The sequence below is a fragment of the Mucilaginibacter sp. 320_HR genome, from assembly GCF_059691875.1.
On record NZ_JCAWAI010000001.1, the window covers coordinates 910,091 to 921,758 of the forward strand.

Consider the following 11,668-nt stretch of genomic DNA (forward strand, 5'->3'; position numbering starts at 1 on the left):
GCAAGTTTAATTAAGTATTTTTAGGAACAAATTTGTCCGGATTGTTTGCCATAGAGTTTAACATACGCCCAATTTCTGCGTATGTGGAGCATAAGTTAGTGTGATCATCAATACTTATGTATTTGGCATCAAAAGCAAAATCTAACCAGATCAATGTTTCCGTAGCTTCTCCATCTGCATCGGTCATTTTTGATGTAAAGTGTTTTGGATACAACCTTTTCCGGTAACCTTCTCCAAGGTTCGCACACACCGACCTTGATGAACGTCTTATTTGATCAGTAAGTGAGTAAGTCTCTTCTTTTGGAAACTGTTTACTTAAATGGTAGATTGTTGTTGCGGCTTTAAAAGCCAATTGATACACCTTAAGGTCTTTGAAGCTACCTGTCATCGGTTGAGATTGTTGTGCAAACTTCTATAAAAAAAACTGCTACTGCAACCGCAAGTGCCACCCGGTTTAGTTCACCTTAAATACGAATGTCATCTGGCCAGATTGTGCTTCCGGCGCAGTTTCTGAAGCAGTGAACCTGGAGTTTAACAAGGCTGCTTCACATTTTTGTAGCAGGTCAGGGTCGGTAATGGTTGTGCCGCGTGCACCTGCATTGGCGTAAATTACCACGCCATTTTTGTCTACCCGGATATCAACTACCACCTTACCGCTTTGGCGTTTTGGGTCGGTTACTTTGGGGTACGATACAAAGCTGCGCTGGGTGAGGTTAAGATTACCCCCGTTACCGCTGCCCGTTCCGTTATAGTTATTGGTGAGTGTGGTTCCGGTTGTTTTACCTTGGTTGCCCGGGGTAGATCCGGTACCATCACCTTCGCCGGTGCCATTGTTAGTTTTACCCTTGTAAAGCGCGTTCTGGTTAACAGTAGGCGCAGTTACCGGCTTAGTTGCCTGCGTGGCTACGGTTTTGCTGGGTGCCTTGGAGTTGGCTGCTACTTCAGGAGCATCCTCGGTATTTTGGGTCACCACATCCTTGTCGCTGCTTTCTACTTCCTGCTTTTGCTCGGTAGGAGGGGCATCTGTTACTTTGTCGGGCTTGGTTTGGTTGGCATTTTCCGCTACAGAGGGTTCTTCAATGCTCATGTAGTCGTTGCCCATACCTTCGTCAACTGTACCGTAATTTACTAATATGCCGCCGGTGCCGTCTTCTTGTTTCTCTGGTGTATGTATAACAATAAAATAGCACAGGGCAAACACCAGCGCCAAGACTAAGCCTGTTGCAGCAAACGCTTTTGGATAATTATTTTCTTCCCTGTACATCAGTTTCTCAGTTCTCGGTATGCAGTTCCCGGTTTTAGTTAGTAATGTTCGCTTCAAATAAAGTTTGCTGATTGCAAACTGTCAGCCGCTCATTGCAACTATTAGTTATTTGCCTTTAGGCTGGGTGGCCAGCACCATTTTTATATTTAAATCTTTAGCTATGTCCATTACCTGTACAACGTTTTCTATAGCTACAGTATGTTCTACAAACAGCACTATAGTAAGTTCGTTTGCCATGCTCTTATAACCTTCTAAAGCGCCCCGCAGCTGATCTAACGGAACGGGCTTTTTATTCACCTGGTAATTGAGGTTCTGGTCTATAGAAACGTTGATGGTTTTCTTAGATACAGCCTGTCCGCTGGACGATTTTGGCAGCATCAGCTTTACCACGTTAGGGTTGGTTACCGTAGAGGCGATAAGAAAGAACAGCAGCAAAAAGAACATAATATCGTTCATGGCCGATGTATGTACTTCTGCCGATGCGCCCCGTTGTCTTTTTCTCAGGTTCATTTGCTTGGCTCCTCTAACAGGTCAATAAATTCGATAGCGTCGGTTTCCAGTTTCAGGATCACTTTATCTACCATCATATTCAGCACGTGGTAACACACGTAAGCAATAATACCTACAAAAAGGCCCGCTGCTGAAGTTACCATCTTTACGTACAAACCGCCAGAGATAACGCCCATGCTGATGTTATCTGTTTTTGATATATCGTAGAAGATCTTGATAACACCCGCGATGGTACCTAAGAAGCCGAACATCGGTGCTATACCGGCCACAATGCCCAGTATACCAATGTTCTTCTCCAGCTTTGATACTTCCAGTTTGCCTACGTTTTCAATAGCGCCTTCTATATCTTTAATTGGCCGGCCGATTCGGAGTAAACCTTTTTGCAGCATACGGCCTAGTGGCGAGTTGCTGTTACGGCAAACTGCTACTGCCGACTCCAGATTGCCCGACATAATGCTTGAGCGTACCTGCACCATCAACTGGCTTTCGTCTTTAGATGCTTTGCGTATTGTAAAATAACGCTCGAAAAATATCACCAGTCCTAATACAGCCAGTATGCCAATCGGGATCATCACCCAGCCACCTTTTATAAGCAGGTCGCCAAAATGCAGGTCGTCTGCCGGGGCAGTAGCAAGCTGAGTGGTGGTTTGTTTTGCGGTATCTATTAATTTAGTTGCGGTATCTGTAACCTGGGCTAAGAATAAAGTCATTTGCTGTTTGTTTCTGAATTATTGTTAGTTAAGCGACTTAGCGCTTTATTGTAGTCTCTTTTGGATTTATTGGCATTACATAAGTATCGGCCGGTACCTTTTTAGACGAGATGAGTTGCCTTTTATTGTCCTCGGCCTGCCCGCGGGTAACAAATGTACCTACTGATACCTTAATGCGTTTGCCCGGTGCTTCGGGTACTATCTTGGCATCAAGGCCGGCCTTTTTAAATTGTAATATGGCGCCTGCAGCTTCCTTTAGATCTTTAAACGACCCGGCGATTACTTCATAACGGGCAATAGTAGAAATATCTTTAACGGTAGTGAGGCTATTTTCTACTGGTGCAGGGGTTGCTGTCGCCGGTGTTGTGGTTGGTTTTGCTACTGTGTCAGTTTTTTTAGCTGTAGTATCCGGTAGTTTAGCCGCGGTGGTGTCTGGTGCCTTAGGCTTAGCGGCAGCGCTATCTAAATTTTGCATTACCACTGCCGGTTGTTTGGCTTCCGGCTTTTTAGGTGCTGAGGAGAAATTGAACGATGAAGGGTCGTACCGGTTCACCAGGAATGCAGTTAAAACGGCTAACAATAATGCAAGCACTACAAATACCCATGTGGTTTTGCGGCGGCGTTTATTTGTAAGTTCTACCAGGTAGCTTTCTTCACTTTCTGCAGATTGGTACTGCTCATTCTCCAGTGCAGGCGGATAATATGGCTGCGGCTGGTATTCCGGATCTGGTGTTGCTTCTTCAATAGGAGGTGGTTGAGTTCCGGTACCTACAGCTGTGGTATCGGCATCTCCTAATTTTGGAAGCGATATAACCGGATAACCGAAAAACTCAGGGCTGCTGCCGGTAGCTACGTTTGGCCGGAAAGATAGTTGGTACCTGTTTGACGAAAACCAGCCCAAACTGCCAAGGGCTACTTCGCCTTGTACAGCTTGCTGTTTTATAGAAGCAACAAACTTTTCGATAAAGTATTTTGCCGATGCCAGGGAGATGTTCTTCTTTTCGGCCACGTACAGCGCAAGCGTATTGTCATCATCTAACGACTGCGGATCAAATTGCACGCTGTAGCCGGGTGGATAAAACTTACCATCCTTATCGTCGTAATAGCCGTTTACACGGGTGTGCGCAAAATAACCAAGCCCGGGCACGCTTACGTCGCCATGCAAACCGAGTAGCTCGCTTATGAAGTTGCTTACATCCATGCGCTAAAAGTACGGATTATTGTAAAACATCAAAAATTGCATTAGAAAGCAAACGCAACACCGCCAAATACATTAAGGCCATAACTTGGATAGTTAAGCCAGATCTGGTTGGATGAATTAAGAATGTTGTTCACTTGTACAAACGCCGATATTTTTTTGTTCACCTTGTAAGCCGCGCCACCACTCAGGTCGGCAAACGAAGGCAGTGTACGGTAAGCCGGTGATGCAGGCGTAGATCCGTTTACCAGCTGCCAGTCTGTAGTTGATCCCCTGAAAAGCAAAGCGCCATTTATATCAACTTTATCCGTAATGTGAATGGTTGTTCCTGCGGTAAGCATGAACTTAGGCAAGTTCCACGGCCTTGCTTCGGTAGCCATTTTGTAGTCCTTGAACTCGGCACGGCCAAAAAGGTCAAAATCTTCTGATGCTTTAAAGTCCAGTTCGCCGGTAAAGCCGGTTACACGTGTTTTCCCGCCGTCATACACCACCAGGAACTTGTTACCCGGAGCAGTAGAGTGGCTCACGAACATAGCCATGTTTTTGATGCTGTTGCGGAAGAATGTTGCCTTAAAGCTCAGGCCGGGTGCCAGTGTGCCTTTTAAACCCGCAGCAATATCAAGCTGGTCTACAGAGTTCTGCAGGTTGATGCTCTGATCTATAAACGGATTAACATCAGCATATTCTTTTATAGATGCGCGGTTTACGTCTCCTTTGGCTTCAGCAAATAGGCGTACATACTTCGGTACTACCTGGAACTCAATTTTAGCCGCCGGGAATATGAAGAACCTGGATGATAAACCAAACTCTTTTACGATGTTGATACCACCATCAATCTTGTAATTCTCGCCCTGGAACTTGATGTAAGGATTAGCACGAACTATGTTGTTTGAGTAGTCGTAGTTGAGGTCTTTCTGCGTGTTAAGATCCAGAGACGCGCTTACACCAGCATAAAATTGTTTTACTGTCTGGTTTAAAAATCCGGACAAAACAAGGTTGTTCTCGCGGGCCTTAAAAGCATTGCTGAAAATGTACCCCTTAATTTTAGCAGCGTAGGTAAAGTCGTTCTCTACGTCTTTGTAGTTCTTAGCCAATTCGGCTTCGCCGCTTATGGTGTTAAACGTTTGTTTCTCTGGTGCAAACAGAGCAGGTATCGGCTGATCCTGATCGAACCCGTAGAAATACGTCCCACGGCGTTTGTAATTGATACGCCCGGTTATGGTGTTCTCCGTATTGATACTTTTACCAAACACACCTATCTCGTCGTTTATCTCGCTTTGTTTATCAAGGCTACCCGCTTGTGCAAAATGCTTTACAAAACCACCTGCCTGTAATGCCTGGTCGCGGCCGGTTGCAAAGTAACCTTCGGCGTAGGTGGTTTTCTTGCTGCCCGCGCCAACCTTTACATAGTTGTTAAGTAGTACGGAGTCCTGCTCGGCCGGGCGTTTCATAGCCTCAAGCTGGCGAATGTTGTTATCCTGCTGCAACTTTTTGTCCAGAGGAGCGTAAGCCAAAGGTGCTTTAAACGGCGATACTTCTTCCAGGTCCGGGTTACGGCGGATCTTTACCGCTTCAGCTAACACGGGCTTGTAGGCGGTAGTTACTACAATTTCTTCGGCAAGTCCGCTGTTTCCCGGTGACCCAGGGTCTGTTTTGCCGCCCCTTTTTGTAGTATCAGCAGTTACGGTAGATGCCGCGTCACCAAGGTTCTTGGCAGATGCTTTCTGTTGGGTAGTTGTTTTTGCCGGCTTTTTGGCAACGGTTTTCTTCGCCGGTTTAGCTGTGGGTTTCTGCGTTGTTTTTGTTGCTGGTTTCTTTGTTTGCGCGCTTGCAGGAGCAAAGTAACCTACCATTAACAAGGTGAGCAGTATGTATATATATTTCGTGTTCATTGCTTGTCTCTCTATTGTTCTTTGTTAACTCCTGTTGTATCAGCAGCGGCAGGTTTGTCGGCCGCCGGCGTTAAGTTTGATGCTTTTTGCGGCATCATTGCGGCTAATTTTTGTTTGGCGGTAGGCAATATGTCGTCGTTGCCCTTATAGTTCTCAATTATACTCTGCAGCGTAGCTTTTGCCTGGTAGGTATCTTTAAGAGCAGCGTAATTATCGGCAAGCAAAATGTAGGTTTTTGCTACCCAATAGTCATAGTTTGGCATTTCCTTGGTAAGCTCGAAGCAGGTTTTTTGCGATGCTTTATACTTGCCGCGGAGGTACTCTATGTTAGCCAGGTTGTATTTGGCCTCGGCTGCTGCTACGCTCTTGGTGTTTTTTAAAGTAAAGTTAAACTCGGTAATGGCTGATGCAGTATCCGCTTTCATCAAGTAGGCACGACCGGCGTAAACACCTGTTTTTGCCACATCTTCCTGCGCCGATTTTTCGTTGTCACGGATAAGATTTGCATACTTGAGCATATCATCCGGCATGTTTATCTGCCCGTAAGCATACAGCAGGTTGTTGATAGCAAAAGAGTAATCTGCCTTGTACTCGGAGTTGGTCTCTAACCTTTTCAGGAACACAATAGCGTCATTATACTTTTTCTGGCCCATGTAAAGCTTTGCCATCGCAATAAGCGATTTCTCACTGTAAGCGCTTGTCCAGTCGTTCAGGATCACGTTATAGTCTACAACAGCTTCATCGTTACGACCAAGGCTGGCCAATGATTGCGCACGGATGTAGCGTGACTCCTTCTCGTAGATCTGTTTGTTCGGGAACTTATCAAAGTAAGCATTTACCGCGTTTACAGTGGCCTGCCACTCGCCGCGCTGGTACAGGTTATTTGCCGCTGCATACATGATGTTCTCCTGATCGGCAGTGGAATAGTTGCCAATGGCGGTGCTGCCTGCGTAATTGATAAACGTTGCGGCGTCGCCTTTATCTGTGTAAATCTTTTCTACCTGTTTAAGCGCTTGCTTAGCTTCGTCACTTGAAGAGTAATCGGCTACCACCTTTTTAAAGGAGTTTACGGCCTCGTCATCCCGTCCCGCGTTGTAATCAATCAAGCCAATAGTAGTAAGCGCACGCGGCACATAACTGCTGCGCGGGTACTTTTGAATCATTGCCTGCAGGTCTGCCTTGGCACGATCGCCATTGTTCTTTAGGAAATAAGTGTAAGCGATCTCAAAGCTGGCATCATCTGCATAGTCAGAGTTAGGGAAGCGGCTCAGTACATCATTTAAGGTGCTGATCTTGGCATCAAGAGAGCCCTGCAACCCCTGTATGATACCGCGCTGGAACAAAGCGTAGTCCTGTCCCTGGCTTTGGCGGGCTATGATCCTGTCATAAGCATTTAGCGCGTTGCCGTAACTTTTCAGTACAAAATAGCTGTCACCCAGGCGGCTGATCGCGTCGTTCTCAGTGTTTTTATCCCTTGGTTCGCCCTGTAAAAAGCGTTCGAAGTATTTGGCTGCTGTGCCGTATTGTTCGTCACCAAAGGCGGCGTAGGCAAGGGCGTAATTAGCAAAGTTAGCTACGTCGGTCTGTTTAGACTCCGGCATCTCCAAAAACTTCTGGAAGTTGTCTACCGACTCGCCATACTTGCGAACTTCATACATAGCCTCGGCCATCCAATAGTGTGTAAGTGCTTTAATCTTGCTGTCTACCGGATAATTTAGTGAGCGTAAGAAGATGCCGATGGCGTTCTCAAAAGCACGTTCATTGTAAAATTCCAGGCCACGATAGTAAGCTACCTTTTGATAAGCTTCCTGCGCACTTGCAGATTTGTTTGGTATGGGCTCCAGTATTTCTACGGCTTCTTTATAGTTACGCGAGTTCAGCAAAGCCTCGCCCAATAATGTCTTCACCTCGTCGATACGGCCGGATCGTGGATAGTTCTTTAGATACGTACGGGTGGCGGTCAGCGCTTCGTTATTAAAGTCAAGCTCGTAAGAAAGTTTTGCATATTCATACAGTGCATCTTCCTGTAGCTGTTTGTCATACGTTAACCTTGATGCAGCAAAGAATGCGTTGCGGGCACTTTGCTTGTTGTTCATCTTCAGGAAAACATCACCAAGGGTGTAGTTACCGCTTTGGCTATAGTTATCATTTTGTGCAACCAGTTTTTCCAGTTCGGCAGCTGCTTTACCGTAGTTGCCAACTTTGTAATATGCATAGCCAATTTGGTAGCTGTCTTGTGTATTTTGTGTTTTATTTTGATCCTGATCCTGAAAGCGGCTGTAATATTCTACCGACTTATCGAAATTTCCTTTCGCAAAGTAGGTAGCACCTATTATGCGCAGCATCTCTGTTTCATGCTGCTGCTTAGTGGTTTGCAGGATAGGTACGGCATAGTTTAGTACATCGTCGTACCTTTTATCCAGAAAATAAACCGCTGTGATGTAGTAAGGATAGCTGTTTTCGTACTTTTTGGAATTCTTAAGTTTTTCGAAGTTTACCAGCGCTACATTGTAATCTTTGTTGAGGTATGCAATGTAAGCGTAATAGTAAGTTGCATCGTCCAGGAAAGGGGAGCGTTTGTTTTTTACCTCGCCAAACAGTGCCTGGGCATTCCTATAGTCATTAAGCATGAAATAAGCATAGCCCTTACGAAACTTGTACTCAGTGTTTTGTGCGCCGTTAAGGTCACCGGCATCCACCTTGTTAAACCAGTTTAGCGCCTCTTGAAATTTTTCCTGTTTAGAGTAAGAACGGCCTATCTGGAAGAACGCCAGTTTGGTAAGTGGATTTTCGGGATGCTCTTTTATAAAGCGTAAAAACATGCTTTCGGCATCATCATTTCCCAGTTCTAACGCGCATAATGCCTCGTAATATTGTGCATTCTCTTTAAGTAAAGAGAGCTCAGTTTCAAACTTTGCCTGTGATGATGTTTTTAAGCGCGACCGCTCCACCAGGCGGAACTGCTCTGCGGCTGACGCGTATTTTTGCTTGCTAAGCAGTTCATTAGCAGAGTTATAAACCTCGTTGATGTGGAAAGATGGGTTCTGCTGCGCCTGCGCTGAAAGAGCAAGAAACACCGGTGCAACCAGGGTGAAGTATTTCAGTTTTATCATAGAGTACGTACTAACGACGGTGCGAAAATAGCTTAACCGCAAAAATGCAATCCACATTAGTAATTAACAAATGTGAATAAGAACTATTTTTAAACGGAGAAGGTAGCTGGGTGGTATCCCCGTGGAAAACTAAAATTAGCAACTATAGTTTTGCTTAGCTTGCGGTTGTTGGTAAATACATGGGCATGTGTATAAGTACAAGCGAAAACCTGCAGAAATCGCATTTTTTAAGTGCTGTTTTTTGCAACTTTATAGCAACGATAATTTAAGCTGATGAAAATAGCACTTGCGACACCGCCATTCCCTAAATCAATACGAGATGGCTTAGGCCTGGTTAAAGAGTTTTCGAGCGAAGCTGCGAATAAGGGGGCCGGTATTGTTTGCTTCCCAGAGTCGTTTATACCCGGCTATCCAATACCTGAGTTTGGAGTAGAGAAGAGTTCGCCGGAGAACATGCAGGACGCACTAAACGATGTTTGTGAAATTGCTGCCGAAAGCAAAATAGCTATTATCATCCCAATGGATTGGTTTAGCGGTGGTGATAGGTTAAATGTAGCATATGTAGTATCCGGTACCGGCGAGATATTAGGGTATCAGGCCAAAAACCAACTGGACCCATCAGAGGATGTTATCTGGACGGCGGGCACACAGCGACAGCTTTTTGAGATAGACGGATTGACCTTTGGTATAACGATTTGCCATGAAGGCTTCCGCTATCCCGAATCTGTTAGGTGGGCAGCAGCGCGCGGGGCCCAGGTAGTCTTTCACCCGCACTTTACCGGCAGCAATATAGATGGTATACAGCTATCTGAATGGGGCGCGAAAACAAACCCTTATTACGAGAAAGCCATGATGATGCGCGCCATGGAAAACACTATTTATTTTGCGAGCGTAGGTTACGCAATGAAGTACCAGGAATCTGCTAGTTCTATAGTAGCTCCTGATGGTACCTGCGCAGCTTACCAGCCTTACGGAGAAGCAGGCGTAATAGTTGCCGAAGTGGATACAAATCTTGCCACGGGTTTACTGGCTAAACGTTTTAAGCCTGATCTGGTACGGTAAATCACGTTGTCAATTTGTTATAACGTAATGGTCATGAGTATGTAAATCGACCTAGGACAACAAAATAACAGTGAGCTTGATACGTTTTGGCTTGGAATGATCCTTAATAAATTACCTTTTCTTAAAACTACTGTTTACCTTGTTTTGCTGGCTTTTTTAATTGCCGGTTTAATGGCCTTTAAACCTGCGCCACTGCCTGGTGCTTACCTGCAGTTGCAAGACCAACATATCGCTTTATCCTCTAAAGAATTTTACATAGCGTCGGTGATCGACGAGCGCTCTAACCCGGGTATTATTGGTAAACTGGTGCAGGCAGGTGGCATGCCGGGTAAAGCACCAGAGGTTGTAACTGCCAGTATTAAAGGTGGGAGTGCTGCCCTTAAGAATTACCTTATCGGCGGCTTGCCTTCAAATAAAAACCTTCGTGCTGTAACCCTCCGGATAAAGGCAATAGATCTGACAGAAAAGCCGGTAGCAAGTGGAATGGCACAGGGAAGGATGCGTATCGCTCTTGATTTTGGGCTGGTATATAATGACGAATTTACCCGGCTGGATAGCTATGAAGCGGAGAGTACCTATCAGCGCAAGGCGGGTAGTGTACAACAAGCAGAGCCATTGTTGCGGACTGCATTAGACAATAGCCTTATTTACATTAATAAGTGGATAGATAGCCAGGTTAACAACAATATAGCACTTGCTAAAGCAGTTAAAATTTCTTTCAGCAACTACACCGAGAAAACCGAAGGTGATACCATCTACTACAACATAGATCGTCCGTTAAAATGGGCAGATTTTAAGGACAGGCCACGAAATAATAAATATGGTGCCGAAGTATTTGCCAGCCTCGGCTACAACGAGGATGTTAAACTGGTGAAAGGGATTTTCCAGATAAAGATTGACCTAAAAGTTTACGCAGTTAAAAGCGCCTGCTGGGCAAAGCCGGAGGCGATGGACGATTACGGGCTTAATCACGAGCAGCGGCATTTTGATATCGTAAAGTTAGTTGCCGAACATTTCAGGCAAAATCTATTGAACATAAAATACGATCCACGTAATTATGATGGACCTATAAATGTTGCTTACCTGGATGCGTTAAGGGAGATCGATTCACTGCAAAAACAGTATGATGGAGAAACTGCACACAGCCGTAATAACTGGCAGCAAGAGCAATGGAACAACCGGATTGATAAGGAATTACAGCAATTAGGTGTAAAGCCGGTAACCGCTCAGGCAGCTTTTAAGTGAGTTTTTATTTTATTGAGCAGGTGATTGATGTCAAACGGTTTTGCAATAAAATCATTTGGAGCACCATCTTGGTTTAGTGGAGTTGCAATGTTATGGCTTGCAGATATTAAAATAACAGGAATGTCGTAGGTATCTTCACTTTGCTTTACGGCTTTGCATAGTTCACGGCCATCCATGTTACCTAACATAATATCCAATAATATCAAGTCAGGATGCTTTTCCTGTATAACATCCATTAATTTTCGGCCATCACTAAGCGTTTCTACCTCGTAGCCCGAGTCCTCAAGTATAAACTGAAGTACTTCTAATATATCGTTATCGTCATCAACCGCTAATATCCGTCGCATTTTCTTGTTGTTAAGTATCTGCTATTGTGTTGTCTTTAACACATTCTATCCACAGTTAGCAATACTTATACCAAACATCATAGAAGAGGTATATTAATCCTTTTTGAGAATGTAAACGCCTTTTTTGCAATTAGCGCAGAAATACTTTTGATAGGGCATAAACCAAAGCAGGTTTTTCACCACCCAACTGCGGTGTAATTTATGATGAAAATGCTTGCCGCATTTTGGGCATCGCGAGTGAATGGTTTGTACAGTAGCAGTTTCCACAGTAGAGATGTAGGTTGTAGGGGCTAAAGCAACGAATATAAAGGAAAAATTAAATTAATA

General features: G+C 44.7%; 11 protein-coding genes. 2 read left to right on the forward strand and 9 right to left on the reverse strand.

Annotation, left to right across the window (positions count from 1 at the left end; translation table 11 throughout):
- Nucleotides 1-10 precede the first annotated feature (10 nt).
- From AC59GT_RS04120 to AC59GT_RS04150, 7 genes are all read right to left on the reverse strand, one after another.
- Entirely contained in the window at nt 11-388 is a 378-nt protein-coding gene (locus tag AC59GT_RS04120; protein WP_497236451.1) for a four helix bundle protein, read from the reverse strand.
- 66 nt (nt 389-454) lie between these two features.
- Nucleotides 455-1,264: an energy transducer TonB gene (locus AC59GT_RS04125; RefSeq protein ID WP_117384402.1), complete on the reverse strand. Its 810-nt coding sequence runs from the start codon at nt 1,262-1,264 to the stop codon at nt 455-457.
- Between the two features lie 105 nt (nt 1,265-1,369).
- Nucleotides 1,370-1,774, reverse strand: a complete 405-nt coding sequence (locus tag AC59GT_RS04130; protein ID WP_117384164.1) for an ExbD/TolR family protein — start codon at nt 1,772-1,774, stop codon at nt 1,370-1,372.
- Complete coding sequence (locus AC59GT_RS04135) at nt 1,771-2,484, reverse strand: MotA/TolQ/ExbB proton channel family protein (protein ID WP_117384163.1); 714 nt, start codon at nt 2,482-2,484, stop codon at nt 1,771-1,773. The genes AC59GT_RS04130 and AC59GT_RS04135 overlap by 4 nt, the downstream gene beginning before the upstream one ends.
- A 37-nt stretch (nt 2,485-2,521) precedes the next feature.
- Nucleotides 2,522-3,685, reverse strand: coding sequence for an HU domain-containing protein (locus tag AC59GT_RS04140; RefSeq protein WP_497236452.1), 1,164 nt, complete (start codon nt 3,683-3,685; stop codon nt 2,522-2,524).
- A gap of 41 nt (nt 3,686-3,726) precedes the next feature.
- Complete coding sequence (locus AC59GT_RS04145) at nt 3,727-5,574, reverse strand: hypothetical protein (protein WP_497236453.1); 1,848 nt, start codon at nt 5,572-5,574, stop codon at nt 3,727-3,729.
- An 11-nt stretch (nt 5,575-5,585) separates the two neighbouring features.
- A complete protein-coding gene (locus tag AC59GT_RS04150) occupies nt 5,586-8,687 on the reverse strand; it encodes a tetratricopeptide repeat protein (RefSeq protein ID WP_497236454.1) in 3,102 nt (1,033 codons plus the stop codon).
- A 273-nt stretch (nt 8,688-8,960) separates the two neighbouring features.
- On the opposite strand from AC59GT_RS04150, the gene AC59GT_RS04155 reads away from it, so the two are divergent.
- Complete coding sequence (locus tag AC59GT_RS04155) at nt 8,961-9,749, forward strand: carbon-nitrogen hydrolase family protein (protein WP_497236455.1); 789 nt, start codon at nt 8,961-8,963, stop codon at nt 9,747-9,749.
- Between the two features lie 96 nt (nt 9,750-9,845).
- Nucleotides 9,846-10,994: a hypothetical protein gene (locus tag AC59GT_RS04160; protein ID WP_497236456.1), complete on the forward strand. Its 1,149-nt coding sequence runs from the start codon at nt 9,846-9,848 to the stop codon at nt 10,992-10,994.
- On the opposite strand, the gene AC59GT_RS04165 is transcribed toward AC59GT_RS04160, so the two are convergent.
- Nucleotides 10,976-11,341: a response regulator gene (locus AC59GT_RS04165; protein WP_497236457.1), complete on the reverse strand. Its 366-nt coding sequence runs from the start codon at nt 11,339-11,341 to the stop codon at nt 10,976-10,978. The genes AC59GT_RS04160 and AC59GT_RS04165 overlap by 19 nt on opposite strands.
- A 93-nt stretch (nt 11,342-11,434) precedes the next feature.
- Complete coding sequence (locus AC59GT_RS04170) at nt 11,435-11,608, reverse strand: hypothetical protein (RefSeq protein WP_497236458.1); 174 nt, start codon at nt 11,606-11,608, stop codon at nt 11,435-11,437.
- Nucleotides 11,609-11,668 lie beyond the last annotated feature (60 nt).